Source organism: Tropicibacter naphthalenivorans, assembly GCF_900176475.1.
In the GTDB taxonomy this organism is placed as follows: domain Bacteria; phylum Pseudomonadota; class Alphaproteobacteria; order Rhodobacterales; family Rhodobacteraceae; genus Tropicibacter; species Tropicibacter naphthalenivorans.
In genome coordinates this window covers 149,205-169,172 of the sequence record NZ_FWXX01000003.1, presented here as the reverse complement: position 1 = coordinate 169,172, position 19,968 = coordinate 149,205, and the positions used below count along the sequence as shown (strand labels likewise).

The following is a 19,968-nucleotide window of genomic DNA, read 5'->3' as shown; positions in this document are numbered from 1 at the left end:
CGGCAAAGATACCGCCCCCACCGCCCGCTGCAACCGCGATCACTCGGTCGCGGCGATACTGTCGTTTCTCATCCGCACCACCTGCGGCGAGAACCGCGACACCTTGGTAAAGCGCACCATCGTCGCGCCCGCGGCCACCGGTGCAATCACGCAGCGCAGCTGCTGGCCGTTGGTCATGCGCAGGTCCACCTCCCATGGGGAACGATCCTGAAGACTTAGGACATACTCGCGCAGTTCCGGCCAGATCGGCGCGGGCTCGCAGGCGTTTTGCCAATCGCGGGTGGTGTCGACGATGGTCACCTCGGCAAAGGCGCCGTCCGGGTCGGCCTTCCACAGGTCGCGATAGGCGGCGTTGGCAAAGGTCAGAACCCCCAGCCGCGAGAACACGCACACCGCGTCCTCAAAGCAGTCGAACACCGATTGCGTTAGCTCCAGCTCGGACCGGAACCGGCGGGTCAGGGAAATCTCGGCGCTGATGTCCTCGATCAAAAAGGCCACGGCCCCATCTGGGTGCGGACGCCCGGTGATCTTGTAGGTCAGGCCCGAGGGCAGGTTCCACGTCTCGTTATAGCGATCCTCGCGGGCGGCAGAGATCACGTCGTAAATCTTTTCGCGCCACGTGGTGTAGTTCTTGGGCTCTGGCATCATGCGGTTGTCGCGCATCTGGTCGAAAAAGCTGAAGAGGTTCGGCTTGGACGACAGGAATTCCACCGACAGATAGGTCAGATCGACCAAGGCCGGGTTGAACAGCACCAAGCGACGGTCGCGGTTGAACACCGCAAGGCCGATGGGCAGATGGGCAAAGGTCTTGGTCAGGGTCTGGACAAAGTTGCGCTGAGCCATTTCGGCCTCGACCAGACCGTCGATGCAGGTGGCGAAATGCACCCAACCCTCGGGGATCGGGCGCGAGAGCACTTCGAACCAGCGGCGCGTGTTGTCGTTGATCGGCAAGCTCAGCCGAGAGGTGCGCGCCGTATTCGTGGTGGCGGGGGCAAGGTCAAACGGGCAGCTTTCATCGCCGGGCTCGCCGACCTGATCGCACAGCTCGAAATAGGCGGAGTTGCCCCAGGTCACCACCTCGGCGGAGTTGGTGATCCACACCGGGTTGGGGTTGTTCTGGCTGATATAGCGGAACGTCTCCAGCTGGCCCCGGTCGCGCGCGAGCCGGTGCATTTGCCCGGCGTTGATCGGCTTGCTCTGGATCGACAGGCGGGTATGCGGGCCGGTGCTGCTGATGGACAGGATCGTGTCGGGATCGTCCTGGGCGATCAGCTTCATCGTGCCTTGCGGCAGATCGTCGGGCGTTTCGGGAAAGCGCCGGATGAATTCGCCCCGCAGATCGTCCCACAGCAGGCCGCACAGGTCGGGCTGATCCAGCATATCGGGCGCGTCAGGGGTGAAATCCACCACCTCACCGTCGCGTAGCAAGATCACCATATCGGGCCGGGTGGTTTCTGTCTTGGTGCCGCGCCCCTTGCGCAGCGCCCCCCAATAGAGCACCGCAGTAGCGATCAGCATGGCGAGTCCCGCGCCCGCCCCTACGGCCATGACCAAACTGTCGTTCACTTTTACGCCCCTTTAAGAGTCTTGGGGGAAACTGTAAATTCGTTAAGGTTAACACCTCGTTAAGTTGTATTGCTACAGCTCGAATCGCTGATTTTCCCCCAGATATGTACCATCTTTGTGTAAATCCGGGACAATTTTGCCACGGGGCCACACAACTTCTACGATGGCACCCCGGCGTTTGCCGCTGTCGTCGCCGCCTTTGTAGGGGTCCGCGCCGTTGGCAAAGCTTAACTCGGCCCCGGACCGTTCCAGCAAGGTCTTGGCGATGAACAGCCCAAGGCCCATGCCTTCGTATTCGGGGCGCTGCTTGCGGTCGGCATCGGTCTTGCGGCGGCGCATAAACGGATCGCCAATGCGCCCCAGCAGATGCGGCGGAAAGCCCCGCCCGTCGTCGAGAATCCGGATAGAGACCACCTCGTCCGTCCACAGCGCCTCGATCCAGACGGTGGTGCGTGCGAAATCAACGGCGTTCTGCACGAGATTGCGCAAGCCGTGGATGATCTCGGGGCGGCGCAGGATTTGCGGCGGGTTATACTCGCCCCCCGGTCCGGGGCCGTCCTCCAGGACGATGGCCTTGCCGCGGCCTTCGTGGGGTTCGGCGGCCTCGCGGATGACCTCGACCAAGGGCGCCTGGCGCATGTGCAGGTCATCCTTGCCGGCGCGGCCCATGCTGCGCAGGATGTCGCGGCAGCGGTCGGCCTGTTCGCGGATCAGCAGCGCGTCCTCGCGCAGGTCGGGGCGGTCGTCCAGATCATCGGCCAGCTCTGCCGAGGTCAGCTTGATCGTCGCCAAGGGCGTGCCCAGCTCATGCGCCGCCGCCGCCACCACGCCCCCCAGATCGTTCAGCTTTTGCGCGCGGGCCAGCGCCATCTGCGTGGCGGTCAGCGCGTCGGACATCGAGTGCATCTCGCGCGTGACGCGCCGCGAGTAGACAGAGATGAACACCAGTGCGATGGTGATCGCCGCCCACTGGCCAAAGACAAACACATCGGGAATGCGCAGGATAAAGCCTTCGCCGGTGCGCAGCGGCAGGTGAAAGAACACCATCCCCGACACCAGCGCAAAGGCCGTCCCGTTCAGGATAATCGTCGACCGCAGCGACAGCACCGTCGCGGACACCGTGACCGGCGCCAGCACCAACAGCGAGAACGGATTGTGTAGCCCCCCTGTCAGATACAGCAAAAAGCACATCTGAAGCAGGTCGAACATGACCATCATAAAGTTCTCTGTCTCGGAAAGACGTTTGTTTTCCGGAAAGACAAAGATGGCGATCAGGTTGCCGACGATGGCGATGCCCACCACCAGGTAACACAGGCCCAGCTCCAGTTGCAGGTTGTACATCCGCTGCGCCACGACCAGCGCGCTGACCTGACCGACGATGGCAACCCACCGCAGCAGGATCATGGTCCGCAGCCTAATCCAGTTGCTGCGTTGCTCGATCCCCATCAGCTCGCCAAAGAGGCTGTGTTCACGTTCCGTCATCTGCGCGTTTCTGTCCTGTTGTTCTGGGCCAGAGGATTGTTACCTGATAGGCACCCGCTCACCAAGCTGTACGCAGGAGGCACGTGATGTCCAAACTCTTTTCCCGGATCGCCATCGGCACGGTGGCCGTTTTCCTCGCGGGCAGCTTTGCCGCCTCGGCGGGGTTGCTGGACACGCTGCTGGGGCGCAGCAGCGGCGACCCGTTCGATGATTGCCGTCAGGGCGCGGTTGCAGGCGATCTGGGGGGGCCGTTCGAGCTGGTGAACAAGGATGGCGTGACCGTCACCGACACCGATGTGATCACAGAGCCGTCGCTGCTGTATTTTGGCTATACCTTCTGCCCCGATGTCTGCCCCTTTGACACCGCCCGCAACGTCGAGGCCGTGGATATCCTGGCAGAGCGCGGTAAGAGCGTGACTCCGGTGTTCATCTCGATCGACCCGGAACGCGACACGCCCAAGCAGGTGGGGGAGTTCGCCGAGAACCTGCACGAGCGGATGATCGGCCTGACCGGCTCGGCGGAACAGGTCAAAGCCGCCAGCCAAGCCTATCGTACCTATTACAAGAAACAGGATGGCGACCCCGAGTATTACCTCGTGGATCATTCGACCTTTACCTACCTCGTCCTGCCGGAACAGGGGTTCGTCGAATACTTCCGCCGCGAGGTCACGCCCGAGCAGATGGCCGACCGCGTCGCGTGCTTTATGGATGCCATGTAACCCCGCGCAGGGGCCGACTTTATATGGATTTGACCGCAGGTTGGCTGAGGGTTAATACTGCCTCCCACGCGAAGCGAATGGGCGGGAGGTAAGCCTTTGGCGGAACAGAACTTCGATGAACTGGGCGAAGACAAGTCGCTGCTGTTGGTGGACGATGACGAACCGTTCCTGCGCCGCCTTGCCAAGGCGATGGAAAAGCGCGGTTTCGACGTCGAGATGGCCGGATCGGTGGCCGCTGGCACCGCTGTCGCCACGGCGCGCCCCCCGGCCTACGCGGTGGTGGACCTTCGGCTAGAGGACGGCAACGGCCTGGACGTGGTCGAAGTGCTGCGCGAAAAGCGCCCCGACAGCCGTATCGTTGTGCTGACCGGCTATGGCGCGATTGCCACGGCGGTGGCGGCGGTCAAGATCGGCGCGACGGACTACCTGTCCAAGCCTGCGGATGCCACCGACATCACCAACGCGCTGTTGGCCAAGGGCGATGATCTGCCCCCGCCGCCGGAAAACCCCATGAGCGCCGATCGCGTCCGTTGGGAACATATCCAGCGCGTCTATGAACTGTGTGATCGCAACGTGTCTGAAACGGCGCGGCGTCTGAACATGCACCGCCGCACCTTGCAGCGTATCCTGGCCAAGCGCAGCCCGCGCTAAGCCAGTTTTCCCATGAAAGGCAGGGGTTTAACCCTCTGCCGCCATCAGGCGCGCTTGGCCTGCGCGGGTGGTCTCTTCGACCTGTTTCATGGACGCGACGTACCACGACAGCCCGTCCTGCCCTTTGCCTTGCGCGCGGGTCAGCATCAGCCGCGCCTTGGCCGCGCGATCCGTCCCAAGCGCCAGCGTATCGGCCACGGTGCGACGATTGTCGGCCATTTCGGCCAGCCGCGCGTTGAACACCTGCTCTGTGATCACACCTTGGGTCATTTCCTGACGCAGGCGCACGGTTTCGGCGCGCTGGGCGATCAAAAGCTGGTCAATCCCGTCGTCCACCGCTTCGAGCTGGGTAAAGACATCGGCCATCGCCGGGGACAGGCTATCGGAATCCACTTCCTTGCTGCCAAAGGGCAAAGCGCCCAGCAGACGCCCCTTGAGCTGGCTTTCCGAGCACCCGGCAAAGCTGGGGTCGGACAGCGATGTGCCATCACATTTCGCCGGCTCGCCCTTGCGCGCGGCGGCGGTCATCTCGCGGATCATATCCTCTAGCGCGATGGCATCCTTGGTCAGTTGGGTTTCCTGCCAAAAGGCGTCCGCGACGGGCGCATCCAGCAGAAAGTTCTGGTGGCGCGATGCGCCAATCGACTCTGGGGCGCGGCCACAACCGGCAACGCTAAGGGCCAACAAGGTAACAAGTACATAGTGAGACCGAGACATAGCAGACCTCATTTTTACGAAAACTGGCCCCAAACGTGGGCGTGAAATAAGGCAAGAATGGGGCATACTGCTTCCTGCCTTACCTTGGGGCACCCTTTTGTTGTCGAAAGGTCACAAGGGTGCGGGTTTGTTCCGCTTTGTTAAAAAAGCGTTAACGGAAATCACAGCAAAGAGATCGCCCCGCGGGCGGAAACTGCCTGTTTTTCAAGCTTTTGCGCTTTGAACAGATACCACGCCAGACCATCTTGGCCCTGCGCGTCGGCCCCTTTCAGGGCGTTGTGCGCTTCGCGGGCCTGTTCGGCGCTCAGATCAAGCGAGGCGGCGATTGTTTCACGAACCTCGCGGATTTCACCGACGCGGGCGGCGTGCGCTGCGCGGGTGATCTGGCCGGTGGCCAGCTGGCTGTCCAGCGCGGCGATCTCGGCGTCTTGCGCGGCCAGCATCTGCGGCAGGTTTTGCCCCACGAGGCTCATCTGCGCATCCGCATCCCGCAAAGACGGCATCACGCGCGACAGCGACACGATCTCGACCCGCTTTTCGACCTGCGCCTTGCCGCGGGCGTTGCCGACGACCGCGCCAACCACGCCGCCCGCCAAAGCGCCGCCGAGGCACTGGTTCTTGCCCGCGCCGGTCACCGCCGCCAGCCCGCAGCCCGCAACCGCGCCGATGGCGGCGCCCTGCACGGTGCTTTTGCGGACCAGATCACGGGTCGCGGCCTCGAGCGCGGCGGTTTGTTTCAGCATTTGCGCATCGCGCTGGCCGGGGGCGACCTGCGTTGCGGTCAAAGCGGCCGTATCGGTGCGGGTAACGCTGGGCGTCAGGGTGGAACAGCCGCTGGTGACGGCCACACAAAGGGTCAAAGCAATAATCTTAGAAGGAAACATCTACAAAACTCCTGGCTCTTCCGCCGAATCTTTCGTTCGGTGCTTGGCTTGGGTTTCGCAGCGGATTGGGGCGTAAATGCGGCAGATTGTTTCCAAATTTTAGGAAAAGCCGCTCAATTGCCTTTGACTGTGATCTGGATCACAGCTGCGCCAGCAGGTCCGCGTGGCGCGCCAGGTAATCGCGGCGCACCTCTTTTGGGGCGCGCAACCGGATGTCGAGCCCCTCGATCAGAGCGGCATCGGGCGCACCAAACAGCTTGTCAGCCTCGGCAGGGCCAAAGCCCGCGATCTGCACCGCTTCCATCCAGGCGCTGACCAGATCGGCCTTCTTGATCTGCTTTTTCAGGCGCACCGGCGTCACGGCGGGCAAGCCAAAGCGGATGTGGATCGCCGCGATCAGCCGCTTGTCCAGCTCTTCATAAGCGGGCCCGACGGCGTTCTTGACCGGGGAAATCATGTCGCCGATCACGTATTCGGGCGCGTCATGCAGTAGTGCCATCAGCCTGTGCGCCGGGGTCGCCTTGGGCACCATGCGGCCAAAGATCTCTTCGACCAGCAGCGAATGTTCCGCGACGGAATAGGCGAAATCGCCCTGCGTCTGCCCGTTCCACCGCGCCACAAAGGCAAGGCCATGCGCGATATCCTCGACCTCGATGTCCATCGGGGTGGGGTCCAGCAGGTCCAGCCTGCGACCGGACAGCATCCGTTGCCAAGCGCGCGGAGTTTTCGCCATGGGGGCCTCTTGTGGTTGATGGTACTGTCTAACAACAGGTCACAGCGTGATGCCAGAGCCCTGAGGCACATACACGAAATTCCCGTGCAGCTTGCCGATCTGCACGTAAGGCACGTCCCGAAAGGTCCGGTTCAGCCAACGCTGCTGCCCGAGATACTCAAGGATCAGGATCGGCTGACAGCGGTTGATCAGGTGATACGCCCCCTTGAGCGCCTGCTTTTCGTGGCCCTCCACATCCAGTTGCAGGATTGAGACGTGCCGGTCCATCGGCACGGCGAAATCGAGCATCTGGGCGGGCACAGGTTCGACGCCGGGGCCGGGGGCATCGACCACCTGCGACAGCCCGCCCAAGGGCTTGCCGCTCTCGTCGCTGGTCTTGAACAGCAGCTGCCCGGCGCGGTTCGACAGCGCGGCGTGGGTCAGCGTCACGTTGTCCAGATCGTTCATGGCGATGGTTTCTTGGGCAGCGGCAAAATTCCCCGGATTTGGCTCAAAAGCCCACAGTCGCGCGCCGGGGGCCAAGGCATCGCACAGCGCCGGGATGAAATCGCCAAAGAACGCGCCCGCATGGATCACATCCCCGCCGCCCGCATGACGGCGCATAAAGGCGATGGTCTGCGGCTCGTAAACCGCGCCTGCCAAAGCCTTTTTCGCGGCGGGGCGCGCCTCCAGCCCCTTGGGGATCAGGTAGCGCCCGTATTGGTTCGTGGCCTGTGTGCCGGGAATGGTCATATCGGTGCTCTGCTCTTTAATGCTGCGCTTAGCCTGCGGATTTTATCCACGTTGCTTGCTATCAAAAGGAATGATACCCCAAGCGCAAGCTATGGTAGCATTGGAGACGGATTTATGGCCGCAGACTACATTGTTAAGGACATCGCTCTGGCCGACTTTGGCCGCAAGGAACTGGACATTGCCGAAACGGAAATGCCGGGCCTGATGTCGCTTCGCGCCGAGTACGGTGAAGAAAAGCCGCTGAAAGGCGCGCGCATCGTCGGGTCGCTGCACATGACCATCCAGACGGCTGTTCTGATCGAAACGCTGGCGTATCTGGGCGCGGATGTGCGCTGGGCGTCGTGCAACATCTTCTCGACTCAGGACCACGCCGCGGCGGCCATCGCGCAGGCGGGCATCCCGGTTTTCGCGATCAAGGGCCAAAGCCTGGAAGAGCATTGGGATTATCTGGACAAGTCCTTCTTGTTCGAAGACGGCCCCAACATGATCCTCGACGATGGCGGCGACGCGACTCTATACGTTCTGCTGGGCGCACGTGCCGAAGCGGGCGAGGACATCATCCCCGTGCCGCAGTCCGAAGAAGAAGAAGTCATCAAGAAGCAGATCGCCAAGCGTATGGCGGCCTCGCCGGGTTGGTTCACCAAGACCCGCGACCAGATCATCGGCGTGTCCGAAGAGACCACCACCGGCGTCCACCGCCTGTACGAGCTGCAAAAGAACGGCCAGCTGCCCTTCCCGGCGATCAACGTCAACGACTCGGTCACCAAGTCCAAGTTCGACAACAAGTACGGCTGTAAGGAATCGCTGGTCGACGGCATCCGCCGCGCCACCGACACCATGATGGCCGGTAAGGTTGCGGTCGTTTGCGGTTACGGCGACGTGGGCAAAGGCTCGGCGGCCTCGCTGCGCGGCGCGGGTGCCCGTGTGAAAGTCACCGAAGTCGACCCGATCTGCGCGCTGCAAGCGGCGATGGACGGCTTCGAGGTTGTGACGCTGGAAGACGCCGTTTCCTCGGCCGACATCTTCATCACCACCACCGGCAACAAGGACGTGATCCGCATCGAGCACATGCGCGAGATGAAGGACATGGCCATCGTCGGCAACATCGGCCACTTCGACAACGAGATCCAGGTTGCCGCGCTCAAGAACCACAAGTGGACCAACATCAAGGACCAGGTGGACATGATCGAGATGCCTTCGGGCGCGCGCATCATCCTGCTGTCCGAAGGCCGTTTGCTGAACCTTGGCAACGCCACCGGCCACCCGTCGTTCGTGATGTCCGCGTCCTTCACCAACCAGGTGCTGGCGCAGATGGAGCTGTATAACAACGGCGACAACTACGAAAACGGCGTCTACATCCTGCCCAAGCATCTGGATGAAAAGGTCGCCCGTCTGCATCTGGAGCGGATCGGCGTGAAACTGTCGTCGCTGTCGCCGGATCAGGCGGCGTACATCGGCGTCAAGCCCGAGGGTCCGTTCAAGCCCGAGCATTACCGCTACTAAGCGTTTCGCCAGAAACGATCAGGGCCGGGGGACACGTTTCCCCGGCCTTTTTCTTTGCCCGGTCGCTGGGTAAGCTCGCCCCAAACAGGGGAGAAGACTATGCGGATCATCGTGTACGGGGTTGGCGCCATTGGCGGCGTCGTGGGGGCGGCCTTGGCGCGCGCAGGCCAAGACGTGCTGGGCATTGCCCGCGGCGCACAGTTGCAGGCGATCCGGGACAAAGGCCTGCGTCTGCGCACGCCCGACGTGGACGAAGTGGTGCAGATGCCCTGCGTTGCGCACCCCTCCGAGATCGACTTTCGCCCCGATGACGCGATCCTGTTGTGTATGAAGACCCAGCACACGGTCGCCGCGCTTGCCGACCTGCGCGATGCGGGGGTGACCGATCAGCCGATCTTTTGCTTTCAGAACGGGGTGGAAAACGAACGCCTTGCGCTGCGCGTGTTCCCCAATGTCCACGCGGTCACGGTGATGCTGCCCGGTACCTATCTGGAACCCGGCAAGGTGGTCAGCTACGGCACGCCGCGCTTTGGCATTCTCGATATCGGGCGCTATCCCAGCGGCGTCGATGCGGCGGATGAGGCGCTGGCCGCTGTGCTGGACGCCTCTGGCTTTGCCGCCTACGCCCGCGCCGATGTGATGCGCGCCAAGTATGGCAAGCTCTTGGTGAACCTGATGAATATCCTTCAGGCCGCTGTCGGGCGTGACCCGGCGCTGGCGCAGATGACCCAGCCCCTGCAAGCCGAGGCAGAGGCCGTCTACACCGCCGCCGGCATCGCATGGGAGCCCAACAGCACCGACCCGCGCCGCGCCGAGTTCATGCAGGTCAAGGACGTCCCCGGCGAGAGCCGTCAGGGCGGCTCTACCGCGCAAAGCCTGCTGCGCGACACAGGCTCGGTCGAGACGGATTACATGAACGGCGAGATTTCCTTGCTGGGCCGCCTGCACGGCGTGCCGACCCCGCTGAACGACGCCATGGTGCGGCTGGGGCAACGGCTGGCGGCCAAGGGCGCGAAACCCGGCGACATGACCCTTGCGGATATTCAGGCCGAACTGGACCAGCACCGCTAAGGGGAATCGCAGCGGTCTTTTTCCATTGCCCCGCCGCGCAGAGTGGTTAACGATGTGCCCCGAGGGCGAAACGCCGTCAAACAGACCATCAAAGGGGCGGTAGGCCCGACAAAAAGCGAGGGAGCCGATCATGGGCAAACGTGACGAGCTGATCGAAAAATACGCGGACGATCTGAAGAACAAGTGCGGCATGGAGCCGGACATGGACCTGCTGACCAAGGTCACCATCGGCTGCGGCCCGTCCATCTACAACGCTGACGCGTCCACCGTTGCGTCCTCGCAAGAGGCCGAGCTGGAAACCGTCAAGAACAACTTCCTCATCAAAAAACTGGGCCTGTCCGATGGTCCGGAACTGATGGATGCGATCAACTCTGTGATCGAAACCTACGGCAAATCCGAGCGCAACAAGTACCGCGCCGTGGTCTACTACATGCTGACCAAGCATTTCCGCAAGGAAGCCGTCTACGGCTAAAACGCCCCTTGGATAACAGCGCCAGAGCCCCCGGTTTTGGGGGCTTTTTCTTTGCCCGCTTGGGTTTGAGTGAAATTGTACAGACAATAGATTTGTCCACAGCCGCAGGCTGGGCTACAGTCAAATCAAGTCAGCCAGGAGGCTGGAACCGATAAAACCGTTTCACGTGTGGTGTTTTGGGAGCACGTGGGGTCGCGGGGGGTTCTGGTCTTGGCCGAACCTCCCGCATTTTTTTGACCTTCGACCAGATATAATGACGGATTCACGCATTTTTCGTTACGTTAAATGCAGCTCTATGTATTAAATAATAGGGTTATTTGTCGAGTTTCACCGTATAAAGGTAGCGGTGATCAGCTTGAAGTGCTTGTGGTTGTGTGTGGGTGATCCTGAGTTGCTTCACCCGTGAATTAAGACGAAGGCCAATTGATGATTTCGGTGCTCCATTATCCGGGAAACGATCTGTGTTGCATCACCTGTACCGACACCGTTACGACCCGCGAAGCAATCACCCTGACGGCTGAAATCACCCGTCCGGGCCGTCCGTTCGTGGCGGGGCATTGTTTCATCGACGCAAAGAATTGCCACGATACAGAGCTGGTCTTTGCCGACATTCTGCGCATTCGGGCGATGACGGTCGCCTGTCTACAGCGTGAAAACATCCAGTTGCGCGTGGCTTGTCATGCGGTCAATGATGTGCTGTTCGGCGTGTCCCGGATGTACGAACAGGTGCTGAACACCACCGAATGGGCCGAGGTTTACGTCAGCCGCAACCGCCAGCAAGCGCTGGACTGGTTGGGCCAGCCCGACCCTGCGATCCTGACCCCGGCGGACGGTTAATCCAGTGCGATCCCGGCCTTGGCGCAGATGATGCGCCATTCTTCGGCGCTGACGGGTTGCACGGACAGGCGCGATTGCTTGATCAGCGCCATTTCGGACAGGCGTTCGTCGCCCTTGATTTCGTCCAGCGTCACCGGGGTTTTTGCCGGGGTTAGCGCCTTGATGTCGACGCACTCCCAGCGCGGGTCGTCGGTGGTGCTGTCGGGGTGGGCGGGGGCGATTACTTCGACCGTGCCGACCACCGCCTTTTCCTTTTGCGAGTGATAGAAAAAGCCGCGATCCCCCACGGCCATCTCTCGCATAAAGTTGCGCGCCTGATAGTTGCGCACGCCGTTCCATTCCTCGCCCGCGTCGCCCTTGGCGACCTGATCGTCCCAGGACCACGTCGAGGGTTCGGATTTGAACAGCCAAAAGCGCATCAGATCACCTTTTTCCACTGGATCAGTTCGACGCTTTCGAACAGGCCGGCCTTGGCGTAGGGGTCATTCTCGGCCCAGGCCTTGGCGGCGGCCATGTCGGCCACATCCAGCACCACAAGGCTGCCGCACATCTCTTCGGCATCGTCCAGCAGCGGCCCGGCTTGGGTCACGACGCCGGTGCCCTTGAGATAGGCGAGGTGCTCTTCGCGGGTGTCCTTGCGGATCTGAAGCGCGCCTTTCTTGTCTTTGGCAATGAGGGCAATCAGCATGGTCTATTCTTCCTTTAGGGGGCGGTTAAGCAGGTTCTGGATGATGTCTGCCACGCTGGCGCGCCCTTCGACAAGGGCGGCAACGGCGCAAGAGATCGGCAGCGACAGGGCGCGGTCCTGCGCGATGGTGGCAAGGGCGCGGGCGGTGGACGCGCCTTCGACGGTCACGCTGGCGTCAAAGCTCTCGCCCCGGCCCAGCGACTGCCCAAAGCGGTAGTTCCGCGACAGCTCAGAGGTGCAGGTCAGCGCCAGATCGCCAAGGCCGGATAACCCCGCGAGCGTCTCGGCCTGCCCGCCAAGCGCCACGGCAAAGCGCGTCATCTCGGCAAAGCCGCGCGTCATCAGGGCCGCGCGGGCGCTATCGCCCAGCCCCGCGCCGATGGTGATGCCGCAGGCAATGGCGATGACGTTTTTCAACGCTCCGCCCAGTTCCGCGCCGATCAGGTCTTCGGTCCGGTAAAGGCGCAGGTTCTGCGTCGACAGCGCGTGTTGCAGCGCCACGCCCGTCTCGCCCTTGCAGGCCAGCGTCAGCGCCGTGGGCAGGCCGCGCGCGATGTCGGCGGCAAAGCTGGGGCCGGTCAGAACGGCGGGAATGGCCTGCGGTTTGGCGCGGGTCAGGATCGCGGTCGGCCCCTCCAGGGTTTGCATGTCGATGCCCTTGCAGCAGGCCACGAGGGCTTTGCCCGCCAAGGGCGCGTCGATCTGCGCCAGCACGGTCCCGAGCGTCTGCATCGGAACGGACAGCAGCAGGGTGTCGGCCCCGGTCGCGCGGTCTAGGTCCGTCGTGGCGGTGATCGTGTCCGGCAGGGTCACGCCCGGCAGGCGCGGCGTCGTGTGCGTGTCGTTGATCTGCGCGACGACCTTCGCGTCCCGCGCCCAGAGCGCCACGTTGCGCCCATCGCGCGCCAAGCTTACGGCCAAAGCGGTGCCAAACGCGCCGCCCCCCAGCACAGCGATCATGCCTTGGCCCCCTTTTTGCCCGATCCGATCAGCGGCGCGGCGCTCTTGTCCAAGGGCCAGCGGGGCCGCGCGGATAGGTCCATCCCAGAGGTTTCGCCACGCGCAAACAGTTCCGACCCCGCATAGGCGATCATCGCCGCATTGTCGGTGCACAGCCGCAGCGGAGGGGCGGTAAAGGCCAAGCCATTCTCGGCGCAAACAGTCTCTAACCCGGCGCGCAGAGCCATATTTGCCGCGACGCCCCCAGCCACGGCCAAGGCGGGCTGCGACGGGCTTTCCTCTAGATACAGGGCAATCGCGCGGCGCGTTTTCTCGGTCAAGACATCGCGGACGGCGGCCTGAAACCCGGCACAGAGGTCGGCGCGGTCCTGCACGGTCATCCCGCCCTTGTCGGCGGTGATCGCGTCCCGCTGGCGCATCAGCGCGGTTTTCAGACCCGAGAACGACAGATCGCAACCGGGCCGATCCAGCAAAGGCCGGGGAAAGCGGAAGCGCTTTTCGTCGCCCTTCAGCGCCTCGGCCTCGACCGACGGCCCGCCCGGCTGGGGCAGGCCCAGCAGCCGCGCGGTCTTGTCAAAGGCCTCGCCGGGCGCGTCGTCGATGGTGCCGCCCAGACGGCGAAACTCGGTCGCGCTGCGCACCACGAGGAACTGGCAATGCCCGCCGGAGACCAGCAACATCAGGTAGGGAAATTCCAGCCCATCGGTTAGGCGGGGCGTCAACGCGTGCCCCGCCAGATGGTTCACTCCCACCAGCGGTTTGCGCAGACCCGTGGCCAAGCCCTTGGCCACCATCACGCCCGACAGCACCCCGCCGATCAGCCCCGGCCCAGCCGTCACGGCAATCGCGTCGACGTCCGCCAGCCCAACCCGCGCCTCGTCCAGGGCTTGCTCGACGCACAGGTCCAGACGCTCGGCATGGGCGCGGGCGGCGATCTCTGGCACCACCCCGCCAAACGCGGCGTGCAAGGCGTTCTGCCCCATGACCACGCTGGCCAGCACCTCGCGCCCGCGCACCAGAGCGGCGGCGGTATCGTCACAGCTGCTTTCCAGCCCAAGGATCAGCGGGTCAGGCATAGGCGCTCCCATTGCGTTGCATGGACGTAGCGAGTACCACCCCACAAGCTGCCCCACAATCCCGGAGCGTCGATGACAAACAGGCTGCCCGTGCTCTTGCTGACCCGACCCGAGGCGTCCTCGCGCCGCGTGGTGCAGGCGTTGCAGGCCCAAGGCTGTCAGTTCCGCCCGGTGATTTCGCCGCTGATCGGGATCACGGTGACGGGGCCCTTGCACGATATGACCGATACGCGCGGGGTGATCTTTACCTCGGCCAATGGGGTTCAGGCCTATGTCCGGCTTGGCGGCCCGGTTGATCTGCCCGCCTACACGGTCGGCAAGGCCACGGCGCTGGCAGCGACGGAGGCCGGGATGCGCGCGCGTAGCGCCGATGGTAACGCCGAGGATCTGATCGCTTGGCTGACGGACATCCGCCCCGACGCGCCGCTGCTGCACCTGCGCGGAACGCATTCACGCGGCGATGTGGCCGGGCGGCTGACGGCGGCAGGCATTCCGACCCGCACCGCCATCGTCTATGACCAGCCCGAATTGCCCCCCACGCCAGAGGCCCAAGAGGCGTTCGGGGGAAATATTCCCATCGTTGCCCCGGTTTACTCGCCCCGAACTGGGCTATTGTTAAGCAATATGAGTATAAAAGCGCCGCTTCTTGTCGCGGCTATGAGCGAAGCTGTGGTCAAGGCGGTCTCGGGGCTTCATATAACAGAATTGAAAGTCGCCGCGCGGCCTGAGTCGTCGGCGCTGCTCCCATTGGTGGCGCAGTTGCTGGACGTTGCTGGACAATACGCGCGCAGGGAAGTTTGATCTGGCCGTTAGGTCAGAGAGTCGAAAAGGTGGTAAGACGTGGCAAAGCGCAGACAGGGTAAACCGGCCAATCGGACCGTGAAGGTCGATCAAACCGCAGAGGACAGCGTCGCGCCCGAGCAAAACGACACCGTCGCCGGCGCTGCTGAGGCGGACACCGTCGCTGGCGCTGCTGAGGCGGACACCGTCGCTGGCGCTGCTGAGGCGGACACCGTCGCTGGCGCTGCTGAGGTTAAGGCAACGCCTGACGCTGATGAGGCAAAGGTTGACGGGGCCGAGACCGCCGAGGACACCACGCCTGCCCAGCACAACGACACCGTCGAAGGTGCCTCCGAGGTTGAGGCGACACCGGACGCGGATGACGTGAAGGCTGAAGAGGCTGTGGAGCCTGCCGCCGACGCGCCCGCCGAGGAAGCTTCGCTGGGCGACGACACCGCCCCCGAGGCCGATTTGCCCGACGACAGCGCCGAGCCTGCCTCCTCCGAGGCCGAGGATACTCTGGCCGCTGACACCACGCCCGAGCCGGAGCCGACCCCGGAACCCGCCCCCACCGTGGTGCAGGAAAAGGTGATTGAGCGCAAAGGCGGCTTTGTCCCCATGCTGCTGGGCGGCGTTGTCGCTGCGGCTGTGGGCTTTGGCGCGTCGCAGTACGGCTTTATGGCCGGCGGCGACGACACGTTCGAGGCCGACACGTCCGCCGCGCTGTCCGACCAGTCGGCGCAATTGACCGCTCTGTCGGATCGCATCGACGCAGCCCAAGCCGCTGCCGAGGGCATCGACCTGTCGGGGCTGGAAACTTCGGTCGCCACGATCACCGACCAGCTGTCCGGCTTTGACGCCACGCTGACCGACATGGGCGACCAACTCGCCGCGATGGATTCGCGGATGACCGCGCTGGAAAAGCAACCCTTGGCAGAGGCCGTCTCGCCCGAGGCCATCGCCGCCTATGAGCGCGAGCTCGAAGACCTGCGCACCGCCATCGCCGCACAGCGCGAAGCCGTGGCTCAGCAGCAGGCCGAGATGGAAGCCATGGCCGAACAGGCGCTTGCCGCACAGGCCAACGCGCAGGATCAGGCATCCTTGGCCGCCAGCCGTTCGGCTCTAGCCGATCTGACCGCACGGATGCAGGCGGGCAAAGCCTACGCCGAGCCGCTGGGCACCCTGACCGCCAATGGCGTGTCGGTCCCCGCCGCGATCAGCGATTACGCGGGCGAAGGCATCCCCTCGCTCACGGCTCTGGCGACTGACTTCCCGGATGTGGCCCGCGCCGCCCTGCGCGCCTCGCGCGATGCGCTGCCCGCCGCAGAGGGCGATGGCGGTCTTGGCAGCTTCCTTCAGAAACAACTGGGCGCCCGGTCCACCACCCCGCGCGAGGGCGACGACCCCGATGCGGTCCTGTCGCGCGCCGAGGCGGCGGTGAAATCCGGCGATCTGGATGCCGCGCTCACCGAACTTGCGGCGCTGCCGCCGGAAGGTCAGGCCGAACTGGCCGATTGGACCGCCCGCGCCGAGGCGCGCCGCGATGCTCTGGCCGCTGCGGCCACGCTCGCCACAGAATTGAATCAGCAATAAGGGTCACGAATTCATGCTTTGGTCACTTATCAAGATCGTAGTTTTCGTCGCGCTGGTCGCGGCGCTGACCCTGGGCGCAGGCTACCTGATGGAAAGCTCTGGCGGCCTCACCATTCAGGCGGCGGGGATGGAATTCACCCTTGGTCCGCTGCAATCGGTCATCGCCGCCATGGTGCTGATCCTCGTGGTCTGGCTGTTCCTCAAGCTGTTCGCGCTGGTCATCGCCACGCTCAAGTTCATCAACGGCGACGAGACCGCGCTGAGCCGCTATTTCGACCGCAACCGCGAGCAAAAGGGCTACAAGGCGCTGTCCGAAGGTATGATGGCGCTGGCCTCTGGCGAAGGGCGTCTGGCCATTGCCAAGGCGCAGAAGGCCGAGAAATACCTGCACAAGCCCGAGCTGACCGACCTGCTGACCGCGCAGGCCGCCGAGGCGTCCGGCGACCGCAAAAAGGCCGAAGAGGTCTACAAGCGGCTGCTGAAACGCGACGACACCCGCTTTGTCGGGGTGCGCGGGTTGATGCACCAAAAGCTGGAGGCAGGTGATACCGACACCGCCCTGCAACTGGCCGAGCGCGCCTTTGCGATCAAGCCCAAGCATGGCGAGGTGCAGGATACCCTGCTGCGTCTGCAAGCCGAAAAGCACCAGTGGGACGGCGCGCGCAAGACCTTGGCGACCAAGCTGAAAACCGGCACCCTGCCGCGTGATGTGTACCGCCGCCGCGACGCGGTTCTGGCGCTGTCCGCTGCCGCCGAGATTTCGGACAACGAGGCCTCGCAAGCTGCCGCCGATGCCGCGATTGAGGCGAACCGCAACTCTCCCGATCTGGTGCCCGCCGCCGCCATGGCTGCCCGCGCCTACATCGCCCGCGACCGCAAGCGCAACGCCATGCGCGTGATCAAGAAGGCCTGGGAAGTCTCGCCGCATCCCGACCTCGCCGCCGCTTTCGCAGAGATCGAGCCGAACGAGACGCCGGACCAGCGGATCAAACGCTTTGTCCCGCTGACGCGCATCAACCCCGATCACCGCGAGACCAAGCTGCTCAAGGCGGAACTCAACCTCGCCGCCGAGGACTTCCCCGAGGCGCGCCGGTCGCTGGGTGATCTGATCGAGGATAACCCCGACGCCCGCGTTCTGGCGATCATGGCGGCCATCGAAAAGGGCGAAGGCGCGTCCGACACGGTGATCCGTGGCTGGCTGGCGCGCGCGCTGACCGCCCCGCGCGGACCCCAGTGGGTCTGCGAGAAATGCGGCACGATCCACGCGCAATGGGCGCCGCTGTGCACCAACTGCTCGGCCTTTGACACCCTGTCGTGGAAGAGCCCGCCGCAGTCCGAGGTGGTCCTGCCCGCCGGCGCGGACATGCTGCCGCTGATCGTCGGGGCCATCGAGGACAAGTCCGAAGAGCCCGCGCCCGAGGCAGACATCATCGTCCCCGCCGAAGAGCCAGCGGCAGAGCCCCCCGTGGCCGAAGATGCGGTGGTCGTCGAGGACGCAGAAACCGTGGAAGAGGCGAAAAAATAGCCTTTTCCTCGGGCGATCCCGGTGCTATGGGGTCGCCCACCAGAGTGCCGCTGTAGCTCAGCTGGTAGAGCACGTCATTCGTAATGATGGGGTCGGGGGTTCGAGTCCCTTCAGCGGCACCATGAAAAGCCACTAGGATATTGTCCTTAGTGGCTTTTTTGGTTTCTGGGGGTGGCGTATCCACCTTTTTGTCCACCCCTGAACTTGTGATGCACTGCAACGACAGGTCGCTTGTGACACGAATTAGGGTCAGGAATACCTCCGTTTACGTGGCATGATGCGCCGTTCAGAGTTGGTGTACCTTCAGCCAATTATTGCATTAACAAACCCACCTAATCGCAATGAAAGGCACATCGCACAGTAACATTAGGGGTAGTCTTGGATGTTTCCTTCACACTTTAAGAAATTTAGCCTGCTTACGACGACACTATTGATTTTAGGCGTATCGGCACCTTTCGCGCTTGCCAAGGACGGCAAAGCATGGGGAGGACGTTGCACAATTTTTTCTCAAGATGGATCACATGTCATTTCGAGATCATGCGATGCCGATGGTGTATCATGCTCTGGCAATGGCTGGGGCGGCGTAGATTGCTCTATCAATGGCAAAGAAGGCACATATTCTGAAGGAACTGCGGCTCGTAAGATCGACCCAGCTCTCAAACAAAAACTCAGCTCGAAACCCGCTGTTTCCAATTGATTATTTAAGGTTAATCCGATGCAGCGATTCACACGAATAATCACTACAGCTCTGTTTGCTACGCTTTTTGCAAGCCAAGCCATAGCAATGGCATGCCCTGCGTGCAGCCCTCGCCAATGCGGAATTCTCGCCGCAAGAACAAATGGTAAAGTCCTGACAGACTCGCCCTGCACCTATCAAACGGGCTTTGGGTACGCCGCATCGCCCCATCAAGTCGTAAATCCAGATGGCACGCCGGTTCTTCAAAAGAGCAAAGCAGAGCGTATAAAACGCGAACTACAGGTCAGCCCGGCATCTCAGTAGACTCATAAATCACTGATTTTTGTGTAGGTAGGTGAGTCACGTTTTAAAAACCGAGCGTGTCCAAGGCCTGCCCCGACGCCAATCGACTGCTTAAGCGCGCGGTGGCGGGGCGTTGTTGGGTTAAGCGGACGGATGTGGGCACGCAAAGCTTTCGGAGTCATACAAAGAGCGAAATGCCGTCTTTTGGAGGGTTCAAACATCCCCGCACGCGCCGGATGTTCCTCAGGCAACGTGCTTTTGACGGTCTGTTGGGCGCTGGCCTTTGGGGGAAAGTTGCAGAATCTACGCCCTTGCACTCTGGCCTTTTGCCCGCGACGTTGCCACAAACGTCCCATGACGACACGCACCTCTTTTGATGTGATCACAGACGAACTGGGCGACCTTTCCGGGGCCCAAATCCTTGACATCGGCTGTGGCAAGGGCGCTTTGGCCGCGCGGTTTCAGCAGCTTGGCGCGACGTGGACGGGGCTTGACCCCTTTGCGCCGGATGACCCCGGGATCACCCGTGCGGGGGCCGAGGCGATGCCCTTTGATGATGCGCAATTCGACCACGCGGTCTGTGTGAACGCGCTGCATCACGTGCCGGTGCCGGCTATGCCCGCCGCTCTGGCCGAGGCCGCCCGCGTGCTGCGCCCCCATGGCCGCCTGATCGTGATCGAACCGCGCGCCGAGGGCGCTTTGTCCCACGTGATCGCCGTGGTCGACGACGAGACCGCGATCCGCCACGCCGCTCAGGATGCCATGGACGCGGTTCAAGCGCTGCGCCTGATCAAGGCCTATGATTACCCTCGCACCGAACGCTACGCCGATTTCGACGCCTTTTGCGCCACGCTGACGGCGGTTGACCCTAGCCGCGCCGAGGCGATCACCGCCCACCGCGACGCCCTGCACCAGCGCTTTGCCCAGACCGCCCGCGCGCTAGAGGGCGGCTATGCGCTTGACCAACCCATGTCCGCCCGCATCTTTACCCCTCGATAAA

The 19,968-nt window shown here is 63.0% G+C and carries 21 protein-coding genes and 1 tRNA gene; 12 read left to right on the top strand and 10 right to left on the bottom strand.

Translation table 11 applies throughout. The annotated features are described in order from the left end of the window. Positions 1-39: 39 nt before the first annotated feature. Positions 40-1,566, bottom strand: a complete 1,527-nt coding sequence (locus B9A11_RS08725) for a PAS-domain containing protein (protein ID WP_058248010.1) — start codon at positions 1,564-1,566, stop codon at positions 40-42. A 72-nt stretch (positions 1,567-1,638) separates the two neighbouring features. Continuing rightward, complete coding sequence (gene regB / locus B9A11_RS08720; protein WP_058248009.1) at positions 1,639-3,048, bottom strand: sensor histidine kinase RegB; 1,410 nt, start codon at positions 3,046-3,048, stop codon at positions 1,639-1,641. Positions 3,049-3,134: 86 nt separating this feature from the next. On the opposite strand from regB, the gene B9A11_RS08715 reads away from it, so the two are divergent. Both B9A11_RS08715 and B9A11_RS08710 read left to right on the top strand, forming a co-directional pair. After that, positions 3,135-3,767 carry an SCO family protein gene (locus tag B9A11_RS08715; protein WP_083499869.1) on the top strand — a complete coding sequence of 211 codons (633 nt, stop codon included), beginning with the start codon at positions 3,135-3,137 and terminating at the stop codon, positions 3,765-3,767. Between the two features lie 96 nt (positions 3,768-3,863). Then, positions 3,864-4,418, top strand: a complete 555-nt coding sequence (locus B9A11_RS08710; RefSeq protein ID WP_058248008.1) for an ActR/PrrA/RegA family redox response regulator transcription factor — start codon at positions 3,864-3,866, stop codon at positions 4,416-4,418. 27 nt (positions 4,419-4,445) lie between these two features. Here B9A11_RS08710 and B9A11_RS08705 read toward each other — a convergent pair whose 3' ends face one another. The 4 genes from B9A11_RS08705 to B9A11_RS08690 form a co-directional block, all read right to left on the bottom strand. Then, positions 4,446-5,135 carry a hypothetical protein gene (locus B9A11_RS08705; RefSeq protein ID WP_058248007.1) on the bottom strand — a complete coding sequence of 230 codons (690 nt, stop codon included), beginning with the start codon at positions 5,133-5,135 and terminating at the stop codon, positions 4,446-4,448. 161 nt (positions 5,136-5,296) lie between these two features. Beyond that, a complete protein-coding gene (locus B9A11_RS08700) occupies positions 5,297-6,019 on the bottom strand; it encodes a hypothetical protein (RefSeq protein WP_058248006.1) in 723 nt (240 codons plus the stop codon). Positions 6,020-6,158: 139 nt separating this feature from the next. Next, positions 6,159-6,752: an HD domain-containing protein gene (locus tag B9A11_RS08695; RefSeq protein ID WP_058248005.1), complete on the bottom strand. Its 594-nt coding sequence runs from the start codon at positions 6,750-6,752 to the stop codon at positions 6,159-6,161. 39 nt (positions 6,753-6,791) lie between these two features. Beyond that, on the bottom strand, positions 6,792-7,484 hold the full coding sequence (locus tag B9A11_RS08690) for an FkbM family methyltransferase (RefSeq protein WP_058248004.1): 693 nt from the start codon (positions 7,482-7,484) through the stop codon (positions 6,792-6,794). Between the two features lie 114 nt (positions 7,485-7,598). On the opposite strand from B9A11_RS08690, the gene ahcY reads away from it, so the two are divergent. From ahcY to B9A11_RS08670, 4 genes are all read left to right on the top strand, one after another. Next, on the top strand, positions 7,599-8,987 hold the full coding sequence (gene ahcY / locus B9A11_RS08685) for an adenosylhomocysteinase (RefSeq protein WP_058248003.1): 1,389 nt from the start codon (positions 7,599-7,601) through the stop codon (positions 8,985-8,987). A gap of 99 nt (positions 8,988-9,086) precedes the next feature. Continuing rightward, positions 9,087-10,058, top strand: coding sequence for a ketopantoate reductase family protein (locus B9A11_RS08680; RefSeq protein ID WP_058248002.1), 972 nt, complete (start codon positions 9,087-9,089; stop codon positions 10,056-10,058). Between the two features lie 130 nt (positions 10,059-10,188). Then, positions 10,189-10,530 (top strand): DUF2853 family protein, encoded by a 342-nt coding sequence (locus B9A11_RS08675; protein WP_058248001.1) that lies wholly within the window; start codon positions 10,189-10,191, stop codon positions 10,528-10,530. 426 nt (positions 10,531-10,956) lie between these two features. Beyond that, complete coding sequence (locus tag B9A11_RS08670; RefSeq protein WP_058248000.1) at positions 10,957-11,367, top strand: hypothetical protein; 411 nt, start codon at positions 10,957-10,959, stop codon at positions 11,365-11,367. Here B9A11_RS08670 and B9A11_RS08665 read toward each other — a convergent pair. From B9A11_RS08665 to tsaD, 4 genes are read right to left on the bottom strand one after another with little or no spacing between them, the layout of a single operon-like run. Further along, positions 11,364-11,786 (bottom strand): EVE domain-containing protein, encoded by a 423-nt coding sequence (locus B9A11_RS08665; RefSeq protein ID WP_058247999.1) that lies wholly within the window; start codon positions 11,784-11,786, stop codon positions 11,364-11,366. The two genes, B9A11_RS08670 and B9A11_RS08665, sit on opposite strands and share 4 nt — an antisense overlap. Continuing rightward, entirely contained in the window at positions 11,786-12,055 is a 270-nt protein-coding gene (locus B9A11_RS08660; RefSeq protein ID WP_058247998.1) for a YciI family protein, read from the bottom strand. Before B9A11_RS08660 ends, B9A11_RS08665 begins: the two co-directional genes overlap by 1 nt. A gap of 3 nt (positions 12,056-12,058) precedes the next feature. Next, positions 12,059-13,015 (bottom strand): NAD(P)H-dependent glycerol-3-phosphate dehydrogenase, encoded by a 957-nt coding sequence (locus B9A11_RS08655; protein ID WP_058247997.1) that lies wholly within the window; start codon positions 13,013-13,015, stop codon positions 12,059-12,061. Beyond that, on the bottom strand, positions 13,012-14,091 hold the full coding sequence (tsaD, locus tag B9A11_RS08650) for a tRNA (adenosine(37)-N6)-threonylcarbamoyltransferase complex transferase subunit TsaD (RefSeq protein ID WP_058247996.1): 1,080 nt from the start codon (positions 14,089-14,091) through the stop codon (positions 13,012-13,014). The genes B9A11_RS08655 and tsaD overlap by 4 nt, the downstream gene beginning before the upstream one ends. A gap of 72 nt (positions 14,092-14,163) precedes the next feature. Here tsaD and B9A11_RS08645 point away from each other — a divergent pair, with 72 nt between their 5' ends. From B9A11_RS08645 to B9A11_RS08625, 6 genes are all read left to right on the top strand, one after another. Further along, complete coding sequence (locus B9A11_RS08645) at positions 14,164-14,892, top strand: uroporphyrinogen-III synthase (RefSeq protein WP_058247995.1); 729 nt, start codon at positions 14,164-14,166, stop codon at positions 14,890-14,892. Between the two features lie 39 nt (positions 14,893-14,931). Beyond that, positions 14,932-16,464 carry a COG4223 family protein gene (locus B9A11_RS08640; RefSeq protein WP_143595841.1) on the top strand — a complete coding sequence of 511 codons (1,533 nt, stop codon included), beginning with the start codon at positions 14,932-14,934 and terminating at the stop codon, positions 16,462-16,464. A gap of 13 nt (positions 16,465-16,477) precedes the next feature. Next, positions 16,478-17,989 carry a heme biosynthesis protein HemY gene (locus tag B9A11_RS08635; protein WP_058247993.1) on the top strand — a complete coding sequence of 504 codons (1,512 nt, stop codon included), beginning with the start codon at positions 16,478-16,480 and terminating at the stop codon, positions 17,987-17,989. Between the two features lie 46 nt (positions 17,990-18,035). Beyond that, a tRNA-Thr gene (locus B9A11_RS08630) sits at positions 18,036-18,111 on the top strand. A 260-nt stretch (positions 18,112-18,371) separates the two neighbouring features. Further along, positions 18,372-18,686, top strand: a complete 315-nt coding sequence (locus B9A11_RS21115; protein ID WP_143595840.1) for a hypothetical protein — start codon at positions 18,372-18,374, stop codon at positions 18,684-18,686. Between the two features lie 636 nt (positions 18,687-19,322). Further along, positions 19,323-19,967 carry a class I SAM-dependent methyltransferase gene (locus tag B9A11_RS08625; RefSeq protein WP_058247992.1) on the top strand — a complete coding sequence of 215 codons (645 nt, stop codon included), beginning with the start codon at positions 19,323-19,325 and terminating at the stop codon, positions 19,965-19,967. The last annotated feature ends 1 nt before the right edge of the window (position 19,968 follow it).

Excerpts from the sequence above, each read along its gene's own strand:
- B9A11_RS08680 (WP_058248002.1), top strand. The coding sequence starts at position 9,087 with ATGCGGATCATCGTGTACGGGGTTGGCGCCATTGGCGGCGTCGTGGGG.
- B9A11_RS08705 (WP_058248007.1), bottom strand. The coding sequence starts at position 5,135 with ATGTCTCGGTCTCACTATGTACTTGTTACCTTGTTGGCCCTTAGCGTT.
- B9A11_RS08635 (WP_058247993.1), top strand. The coding sequence starts at position 16,478 with ATGCTTTGGTCACTTATCAAGATCGTAGTTTTCGTCGCGCTGGTCGCG.
- B9A11_RS08670 (WP_058248000.1), top strand. The coding sequence starts at position 10,957 with ATGATTTCGGTGCTCCATTATCCGGGAAACGATCTGTGTTGCATCACC.
- B9A11_RS08625 (WP_058247992.1), top strand. The coding sequence starts at position 19,323 with ATGACGACACGCACCTCTTTTGATGTGATCACAGACGAACTGGGCGAC.
- tsaD (WP_058247996.1), bottom strand. The coding sequence starts at position 14,091 with ATGCCTGACCCGCTGATCCTTGGGCTGGAAAGCAGCTGTGACGATACC.
- regB (WP_058248009.1), bottom strand. The coding sequence starts at position 3,048 with ATGACGGAACGTGAACACAGCCTCTTTGGCGAGCTGATGGGGATCGAG.
- B9A11_RS08690 (WP_058248004.1), bottom strand. The coding sequence starts at position 7,484 with ATGACCATTCCCGGCACACAGGCCACGAACCAATACGGGCGCTACCTG.
- B9A11_RS08660 (WP_058247998.1), bottom strand. The coding sequence starts at position 12,055 with ATGCTGATTGCCCTCATTGCCAAAGACAAGAAAGGCGCGCTTCAGATC.
- B9A11_RS21115 (WP_143595840.1), top strand. The coding sequence starts at position 18,372 with ATGTTTCCTTCACACTTTAAGAAATTTAGCCTGCTTACGACGACACTA.
- ahcY (WP_058248003.1), top strand. The coding sequence starts at position 7,599 with ATGGCCGCAGACTACATTGTTAAGGACATCGCTCTGGCCGACTTTGGC.
- B9A11_RS08645 (WP_058247995.1), top strand. The coding sequence starts at position 14,164 with ATGACAAACAGGCTGCCCGTGCTCTTGCTGACCCGACCCGAGGCGTCC.
- B9A11_RS08695 (WP_058248005.1), bottom strand. The coding sequence starts at position 6,752 with ATGGCGAAAACTCCGCGCGCTTGGCAACGGATGCTGTCCGGTCGCAGG.
- B9A11_RS08675 (WP_058248001.1), top strand. The coding sequence starts at position 10,189 with ATGGGCAAACGTGACGAGCTGATCGAAAAATACGCGGACGATCTGAAG.
- B9A11_RS08715 (WP_083499869.1), top strand. The coding sequence starts at position 3,135 with ATGTCCAAACTCTTTTCCCGGATCGCCATCGGCACGGTGGCCGTTTTC.
- B9A11_RS08655 (WP_058247997.1), bottom strand. The coding sequence starts at position 13,015 with ATGATCGCTGTGCTGGGGGGCGGCGCGTTTGGCACCGCTTTGGCCGTA.
- B9A11_RS08665 (WP_058247999.1), bottom strand. The coding sequence starts at position 11,786 with ATGCGCTTTTGGCTGTTCAAATCCGAACCCTCGACGTGGTCCTGGGAC.
- B9A11_RS08700 (WP_058248006.1), bottom strand. The coding sequence starts at position 6,019 with ATGTTTCCTTCTAAGATTATTGCTTTGACCCTTTGTGTGGCCGTCACC.